This is a genomic window from Hydrogenophaga sp. NFH-34, from assembly GCF_021401345.1.
In the GTDB taxonomy this organism is placed as follows: domain Bacteria; phylum Pseudomonadota; class Gammaproteobacteria; order Burkholderiales; family Burkholderiaceae_C; genus Hydrogenophaga; species Hydrogenophaga electricum.
The window spans coordinates 23838-44856 of record NZ_JACBGE010000006.1 but is presented as its reverse complement, the minus strand read 5'-3'; the positions used below and the strand labels follow the sequence as shown (position 1 = coordinate 44856).

At 70.6% G+C, this 21019-nt stretch carries 22 protein-coding genes; 16 read left to right on the top strand and 6 right to left on the bottom strand.

Going from position 1 to position 21019, the window contains the following annotated elements; translation table 11 throughout:
- Positions 1 to 11: 11 nt before the first annotated feature.
- Both dprA and L0977_RS07135 read right to left on the bottom strand, forming a co-directional pair.
- Positions 12 to 1118 carry a DNA-processing protein DprA gene (dprA, locus tag L0977_RS07140; protein WP_234264168.1) on the bottom strand — a complete coding sequence of 369 codons (1107 nt, stop codon included), beginning with the start codon at positions 1116 to 1118 and terminating at the stop codon, positions 12 to 14.
- Positions 1119 to 1120: 2 nt separating this feature from the next.
- Positions 1121 to 2446, bottom strand: coding sequence for a LysM peptidoglycan-binding domain-containing protein (locus L0977_RS07135; protein WP_234264167.1), 1326 nt, complete (start codon positions 2444 to 2446; stop codon positions 1121 to 1123).
- A 259-nt stretch (positions 2447 to 2705) separates the two neighbouring features.
- On the opposite strand from L0977_RS07135, the gene def reads away from it, so the two are divergent.
- Genes def through L0977_RS07110 form a run of 5 tightly spaced genes read left to right on the top strand, consistent with a single transcriptional unit; the run spans position 2706 to position 5817 of the window.
- Positions 2706 to 3227 (top strand): peptide deformylase, encoded by a 522-nt coding sequence (gene def / locus L0977_RS07130; RefSeq protein WP_234264166.1) that lies wholly within the window; start codon positions 2706 to 2708, stop codon positions 3225 to 3227.
- Positions 3224 to 3733: a hypothetical protein gene (locus L0977_RS07125; RefSeq protein ID WP_234264165.1), complete on the top strand. Its 510-nt coding sequence runs from the start codon at positions 3224 to 3226 to the stop codon at positions 3731 to 3733. Before def ends, L0977_RS07125 begins: the two co-directional genes overlap by 4 nt.
- Positions 3734 to 3765: 32 nt before the next feature.
- Entirely contained in the window at positions 3766 to 4752 is a 987-nt protein-coding gene (fmt, locus tag L0977_RS07120) for a methionyl-tRNA formyltransferase (protein ID WP_234264164.1), read from the top strand.
- Positions 4752 to 5489: an AzlC family ABC transporter permease gene (locus L0977_RS07115; protein WP_234264163.1), complete on the top strand. Its 738-nt coding sequence runs from the start codon at positions 4752 to 4754 to the stop codon at positions 5487 to 5489. Before fmt ends, L0977_RS07115 begins: the two co-directional genes overlap by 1 nt.
- Entirely contained in the window at positions 5482 to 5817 is a 336-nt protein-coding gene (locus L0977_RS07110) for an AzlD domain-containing protein (RefSeq protein ID WP_234264162.1), read from the top strand. Before L0977_RS07115 ends, L0977_RS07110 begins: the two co-directional genes overlap by 8 nt.
- Positions 5818 to 5833: 16 nt before the next feature.
- Here the strand turns inward: L0977_RS07110 and L0977_RS07105 are convergent, their stop codons facing one another.
- The 3 genes from L0977_RS07105 to L0977_RS07095 form a co-directional block, all read right to left on the bottom strand.
- Entirely contained in the window at positions 5834 to 6556 is a 723-nt protein-coding gene (locus L0977_RS07105; protein ID WP_234264161.1) for an aspartate/glutamate racemase family protein, read from the bottom strand.
- Between the two features lie 4 nt (positions 6557 to 6560).
- Positions 6561 to 7268, bottom strand: coding sequence for a GntR family transcriptional regulator (locus L0977_RS07100; protein ID WP_234264160.1), 708 nt, complete (start codon positions 7266 to 7268; stop codon positions 6561 to 6563).
- Positions 7269 to 7341: 73 nt separating this feature from the next.
- The gene (locus tag L0977_RS07095) at positions 7342 to 8064 is read right to left on the bottom strand and encodes a maleate cis-trans isomerase family protein (protein WP_234264159.1); all 723 of its coding nucleotides are present in this window, start codon (positions 8062 to 8064) and stop codon (positions 7342 to 7344) included.
- Positions 8065 to 8287: 223 nt separating this feature from the next.
- Here L0977_RS07095 and hydA point away from each other — a divergent pair, with 223 nt between their 5' ends.
- The 7 genes from hydA to L0977_RS07060 all read left to right on the top strand — a co-directional run bounded on the left by hydA (position 8288) and on the right by L0977_RS07060 (position 15914).
- Positions 8288 to 9700: a dihydropyrimidinase gene (gene hydA, locus L0977_RS07090; RefSeq protein WP_234264158.1), complete on the top strand. Its 1413-nt coding sequence runs from the start codon at positions 8288 to 8290 to the stop codon at positions 9698 to 9700.
- 68 nt (positions 9701 to 9768) lie between these two features.
- The gene (locus L0977_RS07085) at positions 9769 to 10830 is read left to right on the top strand and encodes a TRAP transporter substrate-binding protein (protein WP_234264157.1); all 1062 of its coding nucleotides are present in this window, start codon (positions 9769 to 9771) and stop codon (positions 10828 to 10830) included.
- Between the two features lie 60 nt (positions 10831 to 10890).
- Positions 10891 to 11487 (top strand): TRAP transporter small permease subunit, encoded by a 597-nt coding sequence (locus tag L0977_RS07080; RefSeq protein ID WP_234264156.1) that lies wholly within the window; start codon positions 10891 to 10893, stop codon positions 11485 to 11487.
- Positions 11484 to 12776 (top strand): TRAP transporter large permease, encoded by a 1293-nt coding sequence (locus L0977_RS07075; RefSeq protein WP_234264155.1) that lies wholly within the window; start codon positions 11484 to 11486, stop codon positions 12774 to 12776. The genes L0977_RS07080 and L0977_RS07075 overlap by 4 nt, the downstream gene beginning before the upstream one ends.
- A complete protein-coding gene (locus L0977_RS07070; protein WP_234264154.1) occupies positions 12773 to 14200 on the top strand; it encodes an amidase in 1428 nt (475 codons plus the stop codon). The genes L0977_RS07075 and L0977_RS07070 overlap by 4 nt, the downstream gene beginning before the upstream one ends.
- On the top strand, positions 14197 to 15132 hold the full coding sequence (locus tag L0977_RS07065; protein ID WP_234264153.1) for a polysaccharide deacetylase family protein: 936 nt from the start codon (positions 14197 to 14199) through the stop codon (positions 15130 to 15132). Before L0977_RS07070 ends, L0977_RS07065 begins: the two co-directional genes overlap by 4 nt.
- A 2-nt stretch (positions 15133 to 15134) precedes the next feature.
- Positions 15135 to 15914, top strand: a complete 780-nt coding sequence (locus L0977_RS07060; RefSeq protein ID WP_234264152.1) for a fumarylacetoacetate hydrolase family protein — start codon at positions 15135 to 15137, stop codon at positions 15912 to 15914.
- A gap of 22 nt (positions 15915 to 15936) precedes the next feature.
- Here L0977_RS07060 and L0977_RS07055 read toward each other — a convergent pair whose 3' ends face one another.
- Complete coding sequence (locus L0977_RS07055; protein ID WP_234264151.1) at positions 15937 to 16650, bottom strand: phosphatase PAP2 family protein; 714 nt, start codon at positions 16648 to 16650, stop codon at positions 15937 to 15939.
- A 113-nt stretch (positions 16651 to 16763) separates the two neighbouring features.
- Between L0977_RS07055 and L0977_RS07050 the strand changes: the two genes are divergently transcribed.
- From L0977_RS07050 to L0977_RS07035, 4 genes are read left to right on the top strand one after another with little or no spacing between them, the layout of a single operon-like run.
- Positions 16764 to 17534, top strand: a complete 771-nt coding sequence (locus tag L0977_RS07050) for a glycosyltransferase family 2 protein (protein ID WP_234264150.1) — start codon at positions 16764 to 16766, stop codon at positions 17532 to 17534.
- Complete coding sequence (locus L0977_RS07045) at positions 17531 to 18214, top strand: TVP38/TMEM64 family protein (protein WP_234264149.1); 684 nt, start codon at positions 17531 to 17533, stop codon at positions 18212 to 18214. Before L0977_RS07050 ends, L0977_RS07045 begins: the two co-directional genes overlap by 4 nt.
- Complete coding sequence (locus tag L0977_RS07040) at positions 18207 to 19958, top strand: ArnT family glycosyltransferase (RefSeq protein WP_234264148.1); 1752 nt, start codon at positions 18207 to 18209, stop codon at positions 19956 to 19958. The genes L0977_RS07045 and L0977_RS07040 overlap by 8 nt, the downstream gene beginning before the upstream one ends.
- Positions 19955 to 20956 carry an SDR family NAD(P)-dependent oxidoreductase gene (locus L0977_RS07035; RefSeq protein WP_234264147.1) on the top strand — a complete coding sequence of 334 codons (1002 nt, stop codon included), beginning with the start codon at positions 19955 to 19957 and terminating at the stop codon, positions 20954 to 20956. The genes L0977_RS07040 and L0977_RS07035 overlap by 4 nt, the downstream gene beginning before the upstream one ends.
- Positions 20957 to 21019 lie beyond the last annotated feature (63 nt).

Sequence of the window (21019 nt, the reverse complement as noted above, 5' to 3'; positions counted from 1 at the left end):
GAAGGGCGGCGTCAGGCCGTGCCGAGGCGTTGCAGCAGGCCGCCAGGCAGGCGGGCCACCAAGCCGTCGAGTTCCAGTTCCAGCAAACGGGTTTGCAGGGTGGCGGTGTCCAGGCCGGTGCGTGCCTGCAGCGCATCCAGGCTCACGGGGTCGAAGCCCAGTGCTGCCAGCAACGGGTCGTCTGGCCCTGTCGCGGTGTCGGCGTCCGATGCTGGCGCCAGCGCTGTGGGCGTGGCGATGCGCAGGTCTTCCAGGATGTCCTGCGCGGACTCGACCAGTTTGGCGCCTTGGCGTATCAGTGCGTGACAGCCCCGGGCCTGGGGCGAGTGGATGGAGCCGGGAATGGCGAAAACTTCGCGGCCCTGCTCGGCGGCCATGCGGGCGGTGATGAGCGAGCCGGACTGGAGCGCGGCTTCCACCACCAGCGTGCCTTGCGAAAGCCCGGCGATAAGGCGGTTGCGCAGGGGGAAGTGGGGCGCCAGAGGCGGCGTGCCCAGCGGGTATTCGCTGAGGATGAGGCCCTGTTGGGCGACGATGCGGCGCGCCAGGTCCAGATGGCGTTTGGGGTAGACCCGGTCCAGACCGGTGCCGACCACGGCAATGGTCGGGGCACCGGCATCGAGCGCGCCTTCGTGGGCGGCACCGTCGACACCCAGCGCCAGCCCGGAGACGACACAGACGCCGGCCTCGCCCAGCGCACGGGCGAACTGGCGCGCGTTGTCGGCGCCCTGGGCCGTGGGGTTGCGGCTGCCCACGATGGCGAGCCGCCGGGGATGCTGCATCAGGCTGGCATCGCCCAGTGCATGCAGCAGCACGGGGGGATCGGCGGTTTCGAGCAGGTCGGCCGGATAGGCCGGGTCGCCCAGGGGGATGAGTTGGCGTTGGGGATCGGCGTCCAGCCAGGCCTTGAGCTGTGCGAGGGCATCGGCAAATCCCTCGGGCTCGACGAGCAGGGCTTCAGCCAGGCGCGGGCCGACCACGGCATGCAGCACCGGCCGGGTTTGGGCAAAGATGGTTTCGGGCGGCCCGAGCGCGGCCAACAGCTTGCGGGCGCTGTCGCGGCCGACGCCGGGCGTGAGCAGCAGCCGCAACCAGGCGGCGAGCTCGCCGGTGGGCATGCTCAGGGGTTGGTGAAGCGGTCGCCCACCTTCACGCCGTCGGCGATCTGCAGCACGACGGCGTAGGACACCCGGTCGAAGGTGCGGAACACCATCATCAGGCCGTTGCGCTCGCCCGGCAGGCGCAGCGTCGGGCGGCTGTCGTCGGTGCGGTCGGTGAAGGTGTTGGTGTCGCGCTCCAGCGCGAGCACGGTGCCGGGCTCGACGCCATGCTGGCGGCCGCGGTTGATGGTGACGATCTGGTTCTGGCCGGCAAAACGCACCGCGTTGCCATAGACCGAGACGATCTGGCCCTTGAGTTCGACGGTGGGCGAATGCGGCACGTAGTGCGGGAATTCGCGCGGCGGCTCGGGCAGCAGGCGGTCGCCGACGCGGATCTCTTCCTTGGCGGCGGTGATGTCGATGGTGGCGGGCACCAGCTCGTCGTCGGCCTGCTGGGGGGCGGCAACCGGCTTGTCGGCGACCTGTTCGCGCGCGATGTTGTGCTGGGCGCCGTAGGACGCGGTGTAGACGTCGGGGCCCTTGGGTTTGACGACGGGGGTCGGCTCGACCGGTGCGGGCTGGCGGGATTCCGAGCGCGCCAGGAAGGCCTTGCCGATGTACTGCGCCTCGTAACCGAGGACTTCGCCGGTGCCGGGGTCCTTGAGCGGGGTGGCGTTGCGGTAGACGCGGTAGTGGCGCGGCTTGCCGTCGGCGGTGCTGAGGGCGGTGGCGCTCGGGTCGTCGCCATCACCATACTGGGCGCGGGCGTAGGCGCGGTCGCCCAGGCTGAGCAGGACGCGATTTTCCGGCGTGGCCACGATGCGCGGCGCGCGCGAGAAGGTGGCTTCGTCGACGATGATGGGGTCGGTCAGGAAGGGCTCGACCGCCTGCAGGTTGATGGGCGGAATGGCCGATTCGGACAGGCTTTCGTAGCGGGTGCGCGGCGAAACCTTGACCGTGGTTTCGCCACCGGGGCGCCGCGTGCTGAGCCGGGCGCGACCGTTTTCGGTGATCAGGAACAGCGTTTGCCCGGGGAAGATCAGATGCGGGTTGCGGATGTCATCGAGGTTCATTCCCCAGAGTTCGGGCCAGCGCCACGGGCTCTTGAGGAACACGCCGGAGATGGCCCAGAGCGTGTCGCCGCGCTTGATGGTGTAGCTGTCGGGGGCATTGGGGGCCAGTTCGGACAGCGGCACGCCGGCTTGGGCCACCTGGTTGGCGGTGGCGCGCTGGGCCGGGGTGATGGGGTACTTCTGCGCCCAGGCCATGCCCGTGGACAGCAGGCTCAGCGCGGCGGCGCACGCCAGAGGTTGCAGGGCGGAAGACAGACGTTGGTTCAATGGCATGGATGGCCCCTGGGGCAATTACCTTGTTCCCGGCCCCCCGGCAGGGAGGCGCAGGCCGGATTGGTAACTTTTCTTGACAAAGCTCTTTCAATTTTGCGCCCAAGCCCTTGATTAGGCAACGTCTAAGAAGGAGCCTTGCTGCGCACCCCGGGAAAAGTGGCGAAAATAGCGACAAAGCACCTGCCGACGTCACATTCCGGGCTCTTCTGCACCCGAGGCCGTGCCGCCGCACACCCCCGCCGAAGGGGGCGAATACCGTATGACCGCTCCACCGCTCCTGACCATCCTCCGCTATCCCGACCCGCGCCTGCACACCGTGGCCCAGCCCGTGCAGGCGGTGGACGAACGCATCCGCGCGCTCATCGAGCGCATGCTCGCCACCATGTACGACGCCAACGGCATCGGCCTGGCGGCGACGCAGGTGGACGTGCACGAGCGGCTTGTCGTCATCGACGTGAGCGAAGAGCGCAACCAGCCGCTGGTGCTGATCAACCCGGTGATCGAGTGGGCCAGCCCGGAAACCCGCAAGGGCGAAGAGGGGTGCCTGTCGGTGCCCGGCATCTACGACGGGGTGGAGCGCTCGATCGCGGTGAAGGTGCGCGCGCTCGATGGCGCGGGCCAGAGCCGCGTGATCGAGGCCGAGGGCCTGCTGGCGGTCTGCATCCAGCACGAGATGGACCACCTGATGGGCAAGGTGTTCGTGGAATATCTCTCACCGCTGAAGCAAGGGCGCATCAAGACAAAGATGGTCAAGGCCCAGCGGGAGGCCACCCGCGCATGAACATCCGGCGGTGGCTGCTGGGGCTGGTCGCTTTGAGCCTGCTCGGACTGGCCGGATGTGCCGGCATGCCCGAGCGCCTGGCGCCCGGCACCCCGCGTGCGGACATCGAGCAGCGCCTGGGCCGGCCGACCGCGGAGTACCCGCTGGCCGACGGGCGCCGCCTGCAGTATTCGCGCCAGCCTGGTGGTCAGCAGGTCTACAACCTCGATCTGGATGCCGCCGGCCGGCTGCGCCAGTGGGAACAGGTGATGACGCCCGAATGGCTGGAGCAGCACATCGCGGTGGACCGCTGGCGCCGCGAGGACGTGCTGTTCCACCTGGGCCGCCCGGCGCTGGTCGAGCGGGTGGCGCGCTTTCAGGGCGACGTCTGGACCTACCGCTTCCTGGCGGTGAACCTGCCGCGCCTGGTGCACGTGCACATCGATCCCGACGGCGTGGTGCGGCGCGTGGTGTTTGCCGACGAGCCCATGCCCGACGCATCCCCTGACGCCCCCGGCCGCTCCTGAGCGCGGGTGGCTCTCTTCCGGACCTTCTCCTCATGAAACTGGTTTTTGCGGGCACGCCCGCGTTCGCCCGCGTGGCGCTGGAGCGCCTGGTGGCGGCGGGCTTCGAGGTTCCCCTGGTGCTGACCCAGCCGGACCGGCCCGCCGGCCGGGGCATGAAGCTGCAGGCTTCGCCGGTCAAGCAGTTCGCGCTCGAACAGGGCATGGCGGTGGCGCAGCCGCGCAGCCTGCGGCTGGATGGCAAGTACCCCGAAGACGCGGCCGCCGCGCGCGCCGCGATCGACGCGGCCGGTGCCGAGGCCATGGTCGTCGCCGCCTACGGCCTGATCCTGCCGCAATGGGTGCTGGACGCGCCGCCACGCGGCTGCCTGAACATCCACGCCTCGCTGCTGCCGCGCTGGCGCGGTGCGGCGCCCATCCACCGGGCCATCGAGGCCGGCGACGCCGAAACCGGCGTGACCATCATGCAGATGGACGCCGGGCTGGACACCGGCGACATGCTGCTCATGGAGCGCCTGCCCATCGCCGCCACCGACACCACCGCGCGCCTGCACGACCGGTTGGCCGACCTGGGCGGACGGCTGATCGTCGAAGCGCTGGAACTGGCGGCCTGCGGGGGCTTGCGCGCGGTACCGCAACCCGCCGAAGGCGTGACCTATGCGCACAAGATCGAAAAGGCCGAGGCGGCGCTGGACTGGGCTTTGCCGGCGGCCGTGCTGGCGCGGCGGGTGCGCGCCTTCGACCCGTTTCCGGGCGGGGCCACGGCGCTTGCCGGCGAACCCGTCAAGGTCTGGGCGGCGCACGCCGAAAGCGCGGGCACGGGCGCGGGCCAACTTGGCCAGGTGCTGGCCGCCGACGCCCAAGGGGTGCGGGTGCAGACCGGTGACGGGGTGCTGGTGCTGACCGCGTTGCAGCGCGCTGGCGGCAAGCGCCTGGGTGCGGCCGATTTCCTGCGCGGTTTTGCGCTGGCGCCGGGTCAGGTGCTCGACGCGGCGCCGGCGGCGCCGGCAGGAGCGGCCTGATGTTCTATCTGCCCGAACACCGCAAGCATCCCGAGTTCTGGGAAGGGGTGCGTGACCAGGCCTCGGTGGCCGTGGGCATCTCGGCCTGGGGGCTGATGACGGGCGTGGCCATGGTGCAGTCGGGGCTGTCGGTGGCCGAGGCGCTGCTGATGACCTTCATCGTCTACGCCGGCAGCGCGCAGCTCGCTTCGGTGCCCATGATCGCGGCCGGCGCGCCGCTGTGGGTGATTCTGGCCGCGGCCTTCTGCGTCAACCTGCGCTTCGTGGTGTTTTCCGCCCACCTGCGGCCCTACCTGATGCACCTGCCGCGCTGGCGGCGCCTGGTTTCGGGCTACGTGACGGGCGACCTGAGCTATGTGTTCTTCGCCCGCCGTTATCCCAAGCCCGGCCAGACGCCGCTGGAGGTGGCGCGCCAGCAGGCCTACCTGATGGGCAACTGCGCGATCAATTACCTGTGCTGGATGCTGGCCAGCGTGATCGGCATCTTCCTGGCGCACGCCATTCCGCCGGCCTGGGGTCTGGGGTTCGCCGGCATCCTGGCGCTGCTGGGGGTGCTGTGTTCGCTGGCCAGTTCGCGGCTGCGCATCGTGTCGGCGGGCATCGCCGCCGCGGCCGCCGTCGCGGCCTGGGCCCTGCCGCTCAAGCTCAATATCCTGGTGGCGATCGCCGCAGCGGTGGCGATCTGCCTGGTGCTGGAGAAAACGCCGCTGCGCGGCGCGGGAGACCAGCATGCTTGATGTCGATCCGTGGAACCTGCTGACCTTCGTGCTGCTGGGCGGCGTGACCGTGATCACGCGGGGTTTCTTCTTCCTGTCGAACAAACCCTGGACGCTGCCGCACTGGGCCCAGCGCGGCCTCCAATACGCCCCGATCGCGGCGCTGGCCGCAGTGATCGGTCCTGAGGTGCTGACCACGCACGGTGAACTTTTGCGGACCTGGCAGGACGCGCGGCTGTTCGCCACCGCCGCCGGGGTGGCCTGGTTCTGGTGGCGGCGCAGCGTGCTGGGCACCATCGTCGCCGGCATGGCGGTTTATCTGCCGCTGCACATCGGCCTCGGCTGGTGAGGCGCGCGCCGGGGGCTCAGGCGCAGGCCGGGCTGCTGGCGGGCTGACCGGCGGTCAGCGCCCAGTGGGTGTGCACCAGCCGGGTGGCGCAAGCCACGCCATCGAACACCGGCAGGCCCAGGCGTTCGCTCAGCGCCGGGGCGTAGCCGCACAGCACGGCCCCGGCCAGCACCACGCTGTGGGCGCCCGCAGCGCACAGCGGGCGCACGGCCTCGGTCAGGGTGTCCAGCACCGGGGGCAGCACGGCAGCGGCCGGCGCGCCGAAGGCCTCCGGGGCTTCGGGCGCGGCCACGCCCAGCAGGCGCGGCCCGAAGCCCAGCGCCTGCACGTGGTCCCGGTAGCTGTCGGCCATGGCCGCGCCGAGCGTGAGCAGGGCAAAGCGCGGCCCGCTCAGGCTGGCCATCAGGCAGGCCGCTTCGGTCATGCCCAGCACCGGCCGCGGGGCCAGCGCGGCGCGCGTGGCGGCCAGTCCGCAATCGAGCGAAATGCCGACGATGACCGCATCGTGATCGGCCTGGTGCGCCTGGGCCATGGCCAGCACGCGCGCGCCCGCTGCGGCGAGTTGGTCCGGCGAGCGCACGGCCGCCGGGCCTTCGGTGGCGGTGAGCGCGGTCAGCGTGGTGCCGGCGGGCAGATGGGGCCGGGCCGACAGGGCCAGACGTTCGGTGATGGTGGCCGAGGTGTTGGGGTTGACCAGCAGCAGGCGGCGCCCGGGCGGCGTGTGCGCGGCGGGCGCCATGGGCTCAGTCCCTGAAGACCGCTTCGAGGTCGACCTCGACGGTGTTGTTGTCCAGCGAGAGGCTGTGTTCGATGTGGTCCAGGTGGGCCAGCATCAGCTTTTCGGCGCGCGCCGTGTCGCGCTTGGCGATGGCGTCGACGATCTCGGCGTGCTCGTCGGCCCGGCAACTGGTGGCGGTGGGCGCGTCGTAGAGGAAGATGATCAGGCAGGTCAGCGTCGAGAGCTCGCGCAGGCTGCGCAGCAGGGCCGAGTTGCCGGCGAGTTCGGCCAGCAGCACGTGGAATTCGCCCGACAGGCGGACCACGGCGCGCCGGTCGTCGCGGCGCCGCGCGTCGTGCTCCAGCTCTTCGTGCTGGCGCAGGCGGGCAACCTTGTCGGGCGTGAGCTGGGTCACCAGGCGCTTGAGGATGGCCGGCTCGATCAGGCGCCGGGCCTCGAACACGTCCATGGCCTGCTGCGGTGTGGGCTGGGCCACGAAGGCGCCGCGCTGCGGGTAGAGCTCGACGATCTGCTCGTGCGCCAGCCGGCTCAGCACCTCGCGCACCCGGGCGCGGCTGACGTTGAAGATCTTGGCCAGCCGGTCCTCGCCCAGCTTGGTGCCGGGGTGCAGCCGATGTTCGAGGATGGCGACGTAGATGCGCTCGTAGATCTCGTCGTTGGCGTTTTCCCGGGCCAGGAGACCGGTGGGCGCGGATCGGGCTGGGCGTGGCATGGTCGGAGGAGGCTGGCGGCGCGTCGCACCGGGATGGAGCGGCATTCTATCGACGCGCCCCGGGCAGCAGGCTTCACCAGCCATACAGGCGACCCCAGCCCGTGACCTGGCTGGCCGGCACACCGGCGGCGCGCAGCATGCCCCAGACGGTGGTGCTGACGGTGTCCAGCAGGGTGACGCCGCTGCGCGCTTCGTAGGCCGCAGCCAGGCGCGCGCCGTGCAGGTTGGTGCAGTAGGTGACGGCCGCCTGCGGTGCCGCCTGCGCCACGTCGTCGAGCAGGCTGTCGAGCTGCGACTCGGGCACCAGCGCGAAGTCGTGGTTGACGCAGATGCCGAGGTGGCGTTCGGCCACCACCTCGATCCCGATGGCGGCGTAGTTGGCGACGATGCGCTGCTGCACGTCGGTGGTGTAGGGCGTCACCAGCGCCAGGCGGCGGATGCCCTGCAGCGCCAGCAGTTCGTTGAGCGCGAGCACGGCGGTGGTGGCGACGATGCCGGTGCGCTCGCGGATGCGCTCGGCCAGGCGCAGGTCGCGCTCGAACCCCATCCAGCCGGCGGCCGTGCCGCTCCAGCCGATCACGTCGACCTGGGCGTCGGCCAGCAGATCGGCCGCCGCCAGGATCTTGCTGTCGTCGAACTGCCCCAGGGCCTGTTCGCTGAGCGAAATCTCGGTCACCCGGAAGCGCGAGAAATGGGCGCTGGCGCCGGGCACGGTGGCCACGATGGCGCTGGTCAGCGGCTCCAGCGCGGTGTTGGAAGAGGGGGTGAGCACGCCCAGGCGCACGGATTGGGTCATGGTTTGCTTTCGGTGTCAGACTGTTTGTCGACAGGATAAAAGAATCTTGTCGACATTGTTTGCTTCGGGAAAAGGTTTTGATGGGGCCAGATTTTCGGAGAGTGCACAAGCACAGGCCGTGCCCGGATTCTGGTTGGCACAGTGATTGCATGGCAACAGTCATGACAACAGTTATGCACCATTTTGTAGACAACATGGTCGACAAAATCATCCGGAGCCGCCCATGAATGCCCCGTTGGATCTGGTGGTGCGCCATGCGCACGTGGCCACCGCCAGCGACTGTTTCGACGCCGACATCGGCGTGCACCAGGGGCGCATCGTCCAGATTGGTGCATCGCTGCCGGCCGGGGTGCGCGAGATCGATGCGCGTGGGCGCGTCGTGACGCCGGGCGGGGTCGATGCCCATTGCCACCTGGACCAGCCCATGGAAGCCCCGGTGCGCATGGCCGACGATTTCGACAGCGGCACGCGCTCGGCCGCCTGCGGCGGCACCACCACCGTGATCCCTTTCGCGGCGCAGGCCAAGGGGCAGTCGCTGCGTGCGGCGGTGGCCGACTACCACCGCCGCGCCGAAGGCAAGGCCCATGTGGACTACGCCTTCCACCTGATCGTGAGCGACCCCACGCCCGAGGTGCTGCAGCACGAGCTGCCGCAGCTCATCGCCGAGGGCTACACCTCGTTCAAGGTCTACATGACCTACGACGACCTCAAGCTCGACGACGGCCAGATCCTGGACGTGCTGTCGGTGGCGCGCGATCACGGCGCCCTGGCCATGGTCCACGCCGAAAACGCCGACTGCATCGAATGGCTCACGCGGCGGCTGGAAGCGGCCGGGCGCACCGCACCGCGCTGGCACGCGCACGCGCGGCCCATGCTGGTCGAACGCGAGGCCACGCACCGCGCCATCGCGCTGTCCGAGCTGGTGGACGTGCCCATCCTCATCGTGCACGTGTCGGGCCGGGAAGCGGTGGAGCAGATCCGCTGGGGCCGCGCCCACGGCCTGCCGATCTTTGCCGAGACCTGCCCGCAATACCTGTTCCTGACGGCGGAAGACCTGGGGCTCGACGACAGTTACCAGGGCGCCCGCTGCGTCTGCAGCCCGCCGCCGCGCGACCGCGCCAACCAGGCGGTGATCTGGAACGGCCTGCGCGACGGGTTGTTCACGGTGTTCTCGTCCGACCACGCGCCCTTCAACTATGAAGGCACCGAGGGCAAGCAGCCGGGCGGGCAGGAACAGCCGTTCCGCCACATCCCCAACGGCATCCCCGGGCTGGAGACGCGCATGCCGCTGCTGTACTCCGAAGGGGTGCTCGGCGGGCGCATCACGCTGGAAAAATTTGTCGAGCTGACCGCGACCAATCCGGCCAAGGCCTACGGGCTGCACCCGCGCAAAGGCGCGATCGCCATCGGCGCCGATGCCGACCTGGTGATCTGGGACGAGGGCGAGCGCGTCATCCGCAATGCGGACCTGCACCACGCGGTCGACCACACCCCTTACGAAGGCCACCGTCTGCGCGCCTGGCCGGCCTGCACGCTCAGCCGCGGCGAGGTGGTGTGGGACGGCCAGTTCCACCCCCGCGCCGGCCAGGGGCGCTTTCTGCCCTGCCAGACCCCCACCCTGTGGGCACGCCGCTGACCGGTGGCACCCGACCGGTTTTTCCTTCCACCCCTTCCGTTCCTTTCTGTCCTTCCAGGAGTTTTCCCATGAACCTGACCCGCTCGCTCTCCCGCTGCCTGCTGCCGCTGGCCGCCGCCGCTGCCCTGCTGACCGGCGGTCCTGCCCAGGCGCAGGACCGCATCACCTTCAAGGTGATCGGCCAGCCCGCCGCCACCGGCATGGTGCAGAAGAACAAGGAGAAGCCCTTCTTCGACGAATTCGCCAAGCGCACGGGCCTGCCCATCGACGCGGACTACAAGGCGGTGGACCAGCTCGGGATCAAGGACACCGAACAGCTGCGCGTGATGAAGGCCGGCCTGTTCGACATCGTTTCGCTGCGCGTGTCGCAGAACTCGCGCGACGAGCCCACGCTGCTGGGCCTGGACCTGGTGGGCGCCGCGCCCAACTACGAGACCGCGCGCAAGGTCTATGAGGCCTACTTCGACACGCTGGACCAGCGCCTGCAGAAGCAGTTCCAGGTCAAGCTGCTGGGCGCCTGGCCGTTCGGTCCGCAGATCCTGTTCTGCAAGAAGCCGGTGGCCAAGCTGGCCGACCTCAAGGGCCTGAAGGTGCGCGTGTACGACCAGAATCTGGCCAAGTTCATCGAGACCGTGGGCGGTGTGCCGGTGCCGCTGTCCTTCACCGAAGTGCACCAGTCGCTGTCGCTGGGCGTGGTGGACTGCGCCATCACGGGCCCGAGCTCGGCCAACAGCTCCGGCTGGCCCGAGGTGACCACGCACCAGTACCCCATCGGCTTCCAGATGGCGGTCAACGGCTACGCCATCACGCTCAAGGCCTGGAACCGCCTGAACGCCGACCAGCAGGCCAAGATGCAGGCCGCCTTCAAGACGCTGACCGACGACATCTGGGTCTATTCGGAGCAACTGACCAAGGACGCGATGAACTGCAACGCCGGCAAGGAACCCTGCACCACCGGCAAGAAGTTCAACCTGGTGGACGTGCCGGTGCAGCCCGCCGACCTGACCACGCTGCGTGACGCCGTGGCCACCATCTCCGTGCCCACCTGGGCCGAGATCTGCGACAAGGCCAACCCCGGCTGCTCGGCCGCCTGGAAGGCGACCGTCGGCAAGGTGATCGGCATCAAGTAAGCCCTGCGGTGCGCGCCGGCCCCGTGCCGGCGCGCACCAGGCTTCCACGGAAAGACCCTCATGAAAGACCTCCTCGAACGCTGGCTGGGCACCCTGTTCGGCCTGATATTCGTCGCCCTGTCGCTGGTGGTGGCGCTGGAGACGGCCCTGCGCAAGCTGTTCAACGTCTCGCTGCAAGGCGCCGACGAACTGGGCGGTTACGCCCTGGCCGTCGGGGCCACGCTGGCCTTCAGCCTGGCCCTGCTGGGGCGCAACCACATCCGGGTGGATGTTTTTCATGAGCGCCTGCCGCGGCCGGTGCAGGTGGCACTGAACTGGCTGTCGTCGCTCTCGCTGGCGGGGTTCGCGGCGCTGCTGGCCTACCTGGCCTGGTTCGCGATCCAGGATTCGCGCACCTACCAGAGCGTCGCGCAGACGCCCTGGGCCACGCCCCTGGTCTACCCGCAGACCGCCTGGCTGATCGGGCTGATGCTGTTCGGCGCGCTGGCCGTGGGCGTGGCGCTGGTGGCCACCTGGCAACTGCTGACCGGGCGTACCGAGGCGCTCAACGCGATGCTGCATCCGCGCTCGACACGCGAAGAACTCAAGGAAGAACTGGACGACCTCAAAGAGCGCTCCGGCGCCCAGGCGCCCGCTGCCCCGGGAGGTGCCGCATGAGCCTGCACGACATCGCCATCGGCTTTTTCGCCATGCTGGGCATGATGCTGCTGGGCCTGCCCATCGCCACCTCCATGGCGGTGGTCGGCATCGTCGGCGGCATGGTCGCCTACGGCGTGCCCTTCATCGATTCCATCGCGCCCGTGGTCTGGGGCGTGCACAACGACAACCTGCTGACCTCGATCCCGCTGTTCGTGCTGATGGGCGAGCTGCTGCTGCGCTCGGGCATCGCCGACCGCATGTTCGGCGCGCTGGCGGCCTGGCTCGGCCGGCTGCCGGGCGGGTTGCTGCACACCAACATCGGTTGCAGCGCGCTGTTCGCCGCCACCTCGGGCTCGTCGGTCGCCACGGCCGCCACCGTGGGCACCGTGGCGCTGCCCTCGCTGCACAAGCGCGGCTACCCGATGAGCATGTCGCTGGGCTCCATCGCGGCTGGCGGCACGCTGGGCATCCTGATCCCGCCTTCGGTCAACATGATCGTCTACGGCTCGCTCACCGACACCTCGATCGGCAAGCTGTTCGTGGCCGGCATCGTGCCCGGCCTGCTGCTTTCGGCGGCGTTCATGGGCTACATCCTGGTGCACGCGCTGCTGACCCGCAGCGCCATCCGCGAGGAGAAGGTGCCGCTGCCCGAGCGCCTGCGCCTGCTCAAGGACCTGGTGCCGCCGGGCGTGGTGTTCCTGATCGTCATGGGCAGCCTCTACAGCGGCGTGGCCACCACCACCGAATCGGCCGCGCTGGGCGTGGTGGCGTCGCTGGGGTTTGCCTGGCACAGCCGCAAGCTGAGCTGGGGGCTGCTGCAGAACTGCTTCATCCAGACCGCCAAGACCAGCGGCATGATCCTGCTGATCATCACCGCCGCGTTCATCCTCAATCTGGCGGTGAGCCTGACCGGCGTGGCCGAAACCATGACGCAATGGGTCACCTCCTTCGGCCTCTCGCCCACACAGATGCTGCTGGTGCTGGTGCTGTTCTACCTGCTGCTGGGCATGTTCATGGACGTGCTCTCGATGATGGTGGCCACCATCCCGATCACCTTCCCCATCGTCGTGGCCATGGGCATCGACCCGGTGTGGTTCGGCATCTTCATCGTGCTGATGTGCGAGCTGGGGCTGATCACGCCACCCGTGGGCATGAACCTGTTCGTGGTGCAGGGCATCCGCCCCGACGGCGGCTCCATCCGCGACGCCGTCGTGGGTGCCTTGCCTTACGTGATCATCCTGCTGGGCTTTGCGCTGCTGCTGATGGTCTTCCCGGCCATCGTGACCTGGCTGCCGGGGCAGATGTGAGCGCGCCCGCCGACACACCGCCCCTGTGGCAGTGGCCGGCCACGGCGCTGGCCGCGGCCTACCGCGCCGGGAGCGTCACGCCGTTGGACGCGGTGCGCAGCTGCCTGGCGCGCATCCACGCCGTGAACCCGGCGCTGAACGCGCTGATCGCCCTGCGCGAAGACGGCGTGCTGGCCGATGCCGAGGCCAGCACCGAGCGCTTCCGGGCCGGGGCGCCGCGGTCGCGGCTGGACGGCGTGCCGCTCTCGATCAAGGACAACCTGCTCACCGCCGACCTGCCCACCGTCTGGGGCAGCCCGGGCCTGCACGCCCACCCGCCTGCGCGGCACGACGAGCAGCCTGTGGCCCGCGTGCGCGCGGCCGGCGCGCTCATCGTCGGCAAGACCAATGTGCCGGAGTTCACCCTGGAGGGGTACACCGCCAACCCGGTGTTCGGGGTCACCCGCAACCCCTGGGACCGGGCCCTGACGCCGGGCGGCTCCAGCGGCGGCGCGGTGGCCAGCGTGGCGGCCGGCTGCACGCCGCTGGCGCTGGGCACCGACGGTGGGGGCTCCATCCGCCGCCCGGCCTCGCACGCCGGGCTGGCCGGCTTCAAGCCGTCCATCGGCGCCATCGCCCGCGGCGATGGCCTGCCCATCCTGCTGCTGGACTTCGAGGTCGTCGGCCCGATCGCGCGCCAGGTGGCCGATCTGCGCCTGATGTTCGAGGCGCTGCGCGGCCCCTGGGCCGGTGACCGGGCCTCGCTGGCCTGCCACGCCGCCGCGCAACGGGCGCCAGAGCCCGGGCGGCCGCTGCGCGTGCTGTACGTGCCCACGCTCGGGCAGGCGCCGGTGGACCCGGCCGTCGCCGCCGCCTGCCACGAAGGCGCGCGGCGCCTGGGCGAGCTGGGCCACACGGTGCGCGTCGGCGAGCTGCCGCTGGCCATCGACGCGATGACCCGGCAATGGCCCCTGGTGGGGCAGATCGGCCTGGCCGCCCTGTTCCAGGCGCATCCGGCCTGGGGCGAGCTGGCGTCGCCCCGTTACCGCCAGATGGCCGCCGACGGCCACGCCGTGCCTGCGCACGCGCTGTGGGACCTGCTGGAGACGGTGGCGCAGCTGCGGCGCGACTGCGCCGCGTTCTTCGCCGAGACCGACCTCATCGCCATGCCCAGCGCGGCGGCGCTGCCCTGGCCCGCCGAGCAGGCCTTTCCGCCGGTCATCGACGGCCAGCCGGTGGGCCCGCGCGGGCACGCCGTGTTCACCGGCTGGGTCAACGCGGCCGGCCTGCCCGCCGTGTCGGTGCCCGTGGCGCCTTCGCCCACGAGCCTGCCCATCGGCTTGCAGCTCATCGGGGCCTACGGCGCCGACGACGGCGTGCTGGCCGTGGCCCAGGCGTTTGAAGACCGTTTCCCCTGGGCGCAGCGCCGCCCGCTGCAACCATGAATCCCACCCTTCCTGCCGCCGGGCCCCGGCGCCGTTTTCAACCCCGCCCGGCGCTGCCCGAGGGCTGGCGCTGGCCGCAGGGCCGGGGGCTGGCGTTGTCGTTCGTGCTCAACATCGAAGAGGGCGCCGAATTCGCCCTGGGCGCGGGGGACGAGCGCAATGAAGGCGTGCACGAGGTGGTCAACGAAATCCGCGGCGTGCGCGACCTGTGCATGGAGACGCATTTCGAATACGGCGCCCGCTGCGGCTACGACCGGGTGCTGCAGCGCTTTGCCGAGCGGCACTGGCCGCTGACGCTCAACGTCTGCGGGCGCGCGCTCGAACACACGCCCTGGGTCGCCGTCGATGCGCTCCGGTACGGTCACGAACTGTGCGGCCACGGCTGGCGCTGGGAATCGCCGGCGCACATGGACGAGCCCACCGAGCGCGAGCACCTGGCGCGTACGGTGGCCACGATCGAGCGCTTCTGGGGCCGGCGGCCTGCGGGCTGGCACTGCAAGTCCTCGCCCTCGGTGCGCACGCGGTCGCTGCTGCAGTCGATGGGGTTTCTCTACGACAGCGACGACTACGGGGACGATCTGCCGTACCTGCTGCCGCGCGCGGACGGCACGCCGCACGTGGTGCTGCCCTACGCCTTCGACACCAACGACATGCGCTTCTTCGACCGCGCCAGCTTCGTGCACGGCCGCGATTTCGGCGACTACGTGATCGCCGCCATCGACACCCTGCTGGCCGAAAGCGCGCACGCGCCGCGCATGCTCACGGTGGGCCTGCACACGCGCATCATCGGCCGCCCGGCCCGCATCGGCGGGCTGGACATGGTGCTGGCCCACGTGGCCCGCCATGCTGGCGACATCTGGGTGGCGCGGCGCGAAGACATCGCCCGCCACTGGCTGGCGCACGCGCCCACGCCCGAGTCCGGGGGCGCCTGACCATGCCGAGCGTTGCGCACAGCGCGCCCGTCGACACCGACGACCGCGCCATCGCCGAAGCCCTGATCGCCGTGCGCCGGGGCGCGCCGCGGGCCGACGCCCACCACTTCCAGGTGGCCGACGACGCCCAGGCCTACCGGGTGCAGGCGCGGGTGGCGCAGGCTTTCGGCTGGCCGGTGCCGGCGCGCCACTGGAAGTCGGGCGGCCCCGCGCGCGACGCGCGGCTGACGCACGCGCCGCTGCCGCCCGAAGGCGTGTGGCCGAGCCCCGCCGACGCGCGCCACTGGCCGTTCCACGGGCGCGGCATCGAGGCCGAAATCGCCCTGCGGCTGGGCACCGACGTCGATGCCGCCATGGCCCAGCGGCTCCAGCCCGCGCAGGCGCCGGACCTGCTGGACGCGATGGCGGTGGCGGTCGAGATCGTCGATACGCGCTGGGCGCAGGGCCTGGCCGCGCCGGTCTGGCACAAGCTGGCCGACCTGCAGTCGCACGGCGCGCTGGTGCTCGGCGCCTGGCAGCCGCTGCGGGCGGTGGACTGGGCGCGTCAGCGCGTCGAGGTGCAGATCGGGGACCGGGTGCAGCACTTCACCGGCACCCACTCGCTGGGTGATCCGGCCTGGCTGTTGCCGCAGTGGCTGCGCCATGCCACGCGCGATGGCGCGGTGCTGCCGGCGGGCACGGTGGTCACCACCGGCACCTGGTGCGGCCTGCCGCAGGCGCAGCCCGGTGACGCCGTGCGTGTGGCCTTCGACGGTCTGGGCGAGGTGCGGGTGCGGTTCTAGGCATCGGCTTCAGGGCCTGCCGCTATGGCCGGGCCCACCACCGGCGCAGCCCTTCCCAGAGCAGCAGGCTCAGGGCGGCGCAGAGCACGAAGGTCCACAGCGTGTGGCTGGGGTAGTGCGCACCGCGCAGGGTCTGCACGGCGCCGGTCAGCAGGCCCAGCGCGATCACGGCCACGAACCAGCGGGTGCCGGTGCCACGGGCGCGCTCCGCGCCGGCGGGCGGTCGCCACCAGGGCAGCACCAGGGGCAGGAAGGCAAAAGCGCTGGCCGCGTGGCCGCTGGGAAAGCAGCGGCCGGGTCCGCCATCGCTCAGGCCCCAGCGCCAGTGCGAGAGGTGGGCAGCGGTGCCCCCGAAGACCTGCAGGTCCCAGGGGCAACTGGTGCGGCTGCCGGCCTTGACCAGATTGACCGCGATCAGGCTGGCGAGCACCAGCAGGGGCAGCGCCAGCCGTTCGCGCCGGGGCAGCGCGCCAGGCCGCCGCTGGGGCCACAGAGCCCACAGCCAGAGGCCGGCGTAGGCGATCAGCAGCACCTGGCGCAGGCCGTCGTGCAGCACGGCCGAGAGCCACCAGTCGGCGCGGCCGGCAAAGCCCTGGGGGTCGCCGATGTGCTGCATCACCCACAGATCGCCCGGGCTGGCGTCCCAGGCCAGGCCGGCCAGCACCACCAGCAGCCAGCCCGCCCCCAGGTGGCGCAGAGACAGGGCCGGGGGGGAGGAAGGGATCGGGGCAGGCATGGGGAGGGGACTGTGGCCGGCGTGTCTTAAGTCGGGATTAATCCGCGCGCGCAAAATGCGAAAATTCACGGTTTCCCGGATCGGCATCCGCGTCAGCGCGGGGTCCCGCCAACATGAATCAACCCCCATTCCCCGCGGTCGAACCGCTTCTGGTGTCGGTGCTCATCCCGGCCAAGGACGAGGCCGGCAACATCGGCGCCCTGACCGATGAAATCGCCGACGCGCTGCAGCCGGTCTGCCCCTTCGAAGTGGTGCTGGTCGACGACGGCAGCAGCGACGACACCGGCCAGGTCTTCCTGGCGCGCTGCCAGGCGCGCGGCGTGCCGGCCCAGCTCATCCGCCACCAGCGCAGCTGCGGCCAGAGCACGGCGCTGTGGACCGCGTCGCGCCACGCCCGCGGGCGCTATGTGGTGACCATCGACGGCGACGGCCAGAACGATCCGGCCGACATCCCGGCCCTGGTGCGCCAGGCGCAGGCGCTGGAAGCCGACGGCGCGCATTTCTGCATCGCGGGCTTTCGCCACCGGCGCAAGGACACCGAGTGGAAGAAGCTGCAGTCGAAGATTGCCAACAAGGTGCGCCGGCAGATCCTGGACGACGGCGTGCCCGACACGGGCTGCGGCCTCAAGCTGATTCCGCGCCAGACCTGGCTGCTGCTGCCGTACTTCGACCACATGCACCGCTACATCCCGGCGCTGGTGCGGCGCCTGGGCGGGCGCATCGCGGTGGTGCCGGTCAACCACCGCCACCGCACGGCCGGGGTGTCCAAATACACGGCCTGGAACCGGGTCTGGGTCGGCATCGTCGACATGGTCGGCGTGCGCTGGCTGATCCAGCGCAGCAAGCTGCCGGTGCTGGAACGGGTGGAAAGCACCGCCCCATGAAGTCGGACGCCAAGCTGTTCGTCAAGCCGCTGGTCTTGACGGCGGTGCTGACGCTGGCGTTCGTGGCCCTGCATTTCGGCTGGTGGGGCGAAGTCACCGAAGAAGACCTGCTGCGTGGCCTGTTCCAGCAGCACTGGGGCATTGCCTGGCCGGTGTTCGCGCTGGGCGCCATCGTCTACACCGCCGTGGGCGGGCCGCGCCAGGTGCTCTCGTTCAGTTGCGGCTACCTGCTGGGCGGCTGGTGGGGCGGGCTGCTGGCCACGCTGCTCACCGGCCTGGGCGCGCTGCTGACGATGGCGGTGGTGCGCCATGCCGGCATGGACTGGGTGCGCCAGCGCCACGGGAGCCGCATCGACCTCATCCGCCAGGTGCTGGCGCAGGACACCTGGCTGTGGATCTGTGTCATCCGCCTGATGCCGGTCGGCTCCAACCTGGTGACCAACGTCGCCGCCGCGCTGGCCGGTCTGAGCCCGCGCGCGGTGTTCCTGGGCAGCCTGCCGGGATACCTGCCCCAGTCGCTGCTGTTCGCCTACGCCGGGCGCGGGGTGGCGCTGCAGGACCACTCCAAGCTCTGGATCAGCCTGGCGCTGCTGGTCGGCTCCAGCGTGGTGGCGTGGTATCTCTACCATCACGGTTTCAAACAACGCCTGGCCCGGTTCAAGGGATCGCTGGATGACTGAACAACGTGTGCCCCCGGTCCGCTCCGCCTGGCTGCTCTGGCTGCTGGTGGCCGTGGTGGTGCTGGCCGGCATCGGCCTGCGCGCGCCCTGGCCGGCCGACGAACCGCGTTTCGCGCAGATCGCGCGCGAGATGGTGGAGTCGGGCCAGTGGCTGTTCCCGCTGCGCGGGGGTGAACCTTATCCGGACAAGCCGCCGGTGTTCATCTGGCTGGTGGCGACCTTCTACGCGCTCACCGGCCACCTCAAGATCGCGTTCCTGCTGCCCAGCGCCCTGGCGGCGGCCGGTACGCTGTGGCTGGTGCAGGATATCGGGCGCCGCCTCTGGGGCGGTGAGGTTGGCCGCTGGGCCTTGCTGATCCTGCTGTTCACGCCGCAGTTCCTGCTGCAGGCCAAAACCGCGCAAATCGACGCGCTGGTGTGTTTCTGGATCACGCTGGGCTGCTACGGCCTGCTGCGCCATTTCGTGCTCGGCCCGGCCTGGGGCTGGTACGCCGCAGCCTGGGTGGCGATGGCGCTGGGCATCATGACCAAGGGCGTGGGTTTCCTGCCCTTGCTGATGCTGATTCCGCTGGCCCTGTGGGCCGGCCAGGCGCGGCAGGCCCTGGGCGGGCCGGTGGCCGCTGCCGCCGCTGGCGCGCCCCGGTTCTGGGGCCTGCGGGCCTGGGTCGGGCCGCTGTGCCTGCTGGCCACCCTGGCGCTGTGGCTGGGGCCCATGCTGTGGGCGGTGCAGGCCTCGGGCAGCGCCGAACTGGCGGCCTACCGCGACAACATCCTGCTGCGCCAGACGGCCGGCCGCTACGCCAACCCCTGGGGGCACATCAAGCCCTGGCACTACTTCCTGACGGCCGCGATCCCTGTGGTCTGGCTGCCGCTGGCACTGCTGCTGGTGGCCCAGTGGCGGCGGCTGGTGGCCCTGCTGCGCACCGACGCGCGGGCGCGGACCCTGTTCCTGTGGGTGGTGTTCGTGATCGTCTTCTTCTCGTTCAGCCGCGGCAAGCGCGAGGTCTACATCCTGCCGGCGCTGCCCATGCTGGCGCTGGTGGGCGCGGCCCTGTGGGCGCGCGTGCAGGCCGAAGGCGGCGGCCGCCGCACCGCCTTCGTGCTGCGGCTGACCGCGCTCGCGCTGGGCGCGCTGCTGCTGGGCCTGGGGCTGACGGCGCTCTGGCGCCCCGAGGCCTTCGGTGACCGGGTGGACGACTACGCCGAAGCGCTGGCCGACCTGGCCCTGCCGCTGGTGGTGCTGGGCGCGGCCGTGCTGGGCTCGACGGCGCTGTCGTGGCGCCGGCCGGTCTTCCAGCAGCTCATGCTCGTGAGCCTGCTGTGCTGGCTGTTCGTGGCCCTGTGGGTCTGGCCGGTGATGAACCCGCACCGCACGCCGCGCGCGCTGATGGCCGACCTGGAACAGCGGGTGCCGGCCCGCACCGAGGTCGGGCTGATCGAGTTCAAGGAGCAGTTCCTGCTGTTCTCGCACCGCCCGCTCACGCACTTCAGCTACCTGGCGCCGCTGGCCGAGCAGGAACGCCGGGCCTGGCAATGGATGCGTGAACGGCCCGACCGCGTGATCCTCGCCCCCGACCACCTGGAACTGGCCTGCTTCGATCTGGGCCGCCAGCAGGTGCTGGGCAGTGCGCACCGGCGCGACTGGGTGCTGCTCGGGGCCGATGCCCTGCGCCCCGACTGCGCCGCGCCCGAGACCTGGCACGCCTACACCTGGCGCCCGCGCCGCATGGACATCCTCGAATGATCGAACCCTCTTTGTCGCCCCGCCGGGTGCTGATCACCGGTGCGGCCGGCTTCATCGGTTTCCACCTCACGCGCCACCTGCTGGCCCAGGGCCTGCAGGTGCTCGGCGTGGACAGCCTCAACGCCTACTACGACCCCCAGCTCAAGCAGGCGCGCCTGGCGCAACTGCAGGGCCAGGCCGGTTTCGCCTTCGAACAGCTGGACCTGGCGGACCGCGACGGCGTGGCCGCGCTGTTCGCCCGCGAGCGTTTCGACGCCGTGGTGCACATGGCCGCGCAGGCGGGTGTGCGCTATTCGGTCGAGCACCCCATGGCCTACCTCGACAGCAACCTCGCGGGCACCCTGACGCTGCTCGAAGGCTGCCGCGCGCAGGGCGTGGGGCACCTGGTCTACGCCTCGTCCAGTTCGATCTACGGCGCCGCGCGCGAGATGCCGCTGTCCGAATCGCAGATGACCGACCAGCCGGTGTCGCTCTACGCCGCCACCAAAAAAGCCAACGAACTCATGGTGCACAGCTACGCCCACCTGTACGGCCTGCCGGCCACCGGGTTGCGGCTGTTCACGGTCTACGGCCCCTGGGGCCGGCCCGACATGGCGATCTTCAAGTTCGTGCGGGCCGTGCTGGCGGGCGAGCCGATCCAGATCTACAACCACGGCCAGATGGAGCGCGACTTCACCTACGTGGGCGACGTGGTCGAAGCGGTCTGGCGCGTGCTGCTGCGCCCGCCGGTGCGCGGCGCCGACGGCCAGGCGCCCGCGCGCGTCCTCAACGTGGGCAACAGCCAGCCGGTGCCGCTGCTGCGGTTTGTGGAATGCATCGAGCAGGCCGTGGGCCGGCCGGCGCTGCGCGAGATGCTGCCCATGCAGCCGGGCGACGTGCCGCGCACCTGGGCCGACGTCGGGCCGCTGGTCGCGCTCACCGGGTTCGAGCCGCGCACCGACGTCGCCACGGGCGTTCGGCATTTCGTCGACTGGTATCGGGGTTACTACGGGGTCTGAGCGCTTTCTTAAGTTCGGTTTAAGTAATTTCGTCAGAATCTGGAATCCGGATCAACTGACCGG

Excerpts from the sequence above, each read along its gene's own strand:
- dprA (WP_234264168.1), bottom strand. The coding sequence starts at position 1,118 with ATGCCCACCGGCGAGCTCGCCGCCTGGTTGCGGCTGCTGCTCACGCCC.
- L0977_RS07135 (WP_234264167.1), bottom strand. The coding sequence starts at position 2,446 with ATGCCATTGAACCAACGTCTGTCTTCCGCCCTGCAACCTCTGGCGTGC.
- def (WP_234264166.1), top strand. The coding sequence starts at position 2,706 with ATGACCGCTCCACCGCTCCTGACCATCCTCCGCTATCCCGACCCGCGC.
- L0977_RS07125 (WP_234264165.1), top strand. The coding sequence starts at position 3,224 with ATGAACATCCGGCGGTGGCTGCTGGGGCTGGTCGCTTTGAGCCTGCTC.
- fmt (WP_234264164.1), top strand. The coding sequence starts at position 3,766 with ATGAAACTGGTTTTTGCGGGCACGCCCGCGTTCGCCCGCGTGGCGCTG.
- L0977_RS07115 (WP_234264163.1), top strand. The coding sequence starts at position 4,752 with ATGTTCTATCTGCCCGAACACCGCAAGCATCCCGAGTTCTGGGAAGGG.
- L0977_RS07110 (WP_234264162.1), top strand. The coding sequence starts at position 5,482 with ATGCTTGATGTCGATCCGTGGAACCTGCTGACCTTCGTGCTGCTGGGC.
- L0977_RS07105 (WP_234264161.1), bottom strand. The coding sequence starts at position 6,556 with ATGGCGCCCGCCGCGCACACGCCGCCCGGGCGCCGCCTGCTGCTGGTC.
- L0977_RS07100 (WP_234264160.1), bottom strand. The coding sequence starts at position 7,268 with ATGCCACGCCCAGCCCGATCCGCGCCCACCGGTCTCCTGGCCCGGGAA.
- L0977_RS07095 (WP_234264159.1), bottom strand. The coding sequence starts at position 8,064 with ATGACCCAATCCGTGCGCCTGGGCGTGCTCACCCCCTCTTCCAACACC.
- hydA (WP_234264158.1), top strand. The coding sequence starts at position 8,288 with ATGAATGCCCCGTTGGATCTGGTGGTGCGCCATGCGCACGTGGCCACC.
- L0977_RS07085 (WP_234264157.1), top strand. The coding sequence starts at position 9,769 with ATGAACCTGACCCGCTCGCTCTCCCGCTGCCTGCTGCCGCTGGCCGCC.
- L0977_RS07080 (WP_234264156.1), top strand. The coding sequence starts at position 10,891 with ATGAAAGACCTCCTCGAACGCTGGCTGGGCACCCTGTTCGGCCTGATA.
- L0977_RS07075 (WP_234264155.1), top strand. The coding sequence starts at position 11,484 with ATGAGCCTGCACGACATCGCCATCGGCTTTTTCGCCATGCTGGGCATG.
- L0977_RS07065 (WP_234264153.1), top strand. The coding sequence starts at position 14,197 with ATGAATCCCACCCTTCCTGCCGCCGGGCCCCGGCGCCGTTTTCAACCC.
- L0977_RS07060 (WP_234264152.1), top strand. The coding sequence starts at position 15,135 with ATGCCGAGCGTTGCGCACAGCGCGCCCGTCGACACCGACGACCGCGCC.
- L0977_RS07055 (WP_234264151.1), bottom strand. The coding sequence starts at position 16,650 with ATGCCTGCCCCGATCCCTTCCTCCCCCCCGGCCCTGTCTCTGCGCCAC.
- L0977_RS07050 (WP_234264150.1), top strand. The coding sequence starts at position 16,764 with ATGAATCAACCCCCATTCCCCGCGGTCGAACCGCTTCTGGTGTCGGTG.
- L0977_RS07045 (WP_234264149.1), top strand. The coding sequence starts at position 17,531 with ATGAAGTCGGACGCCAAGCTGTTCGTCAAGCCGCTGGTCTTGACGGCG.
- L0977_RS07040 (WP_234264148.1), top strand. The coding sequence starts at position 18,207 with ATGACTGAACAACGTGTGCCCCCGGTCCGCTCCGCCTGGCTGCTCTGG.
- L0977_RS07035 (WP_234264147.1), top strand. The coding sequence starts at position 19,955 with ATGATCGAACCCTCTTTGTCGCCCCGCCGGGTGCTGATCACCGGTGCG.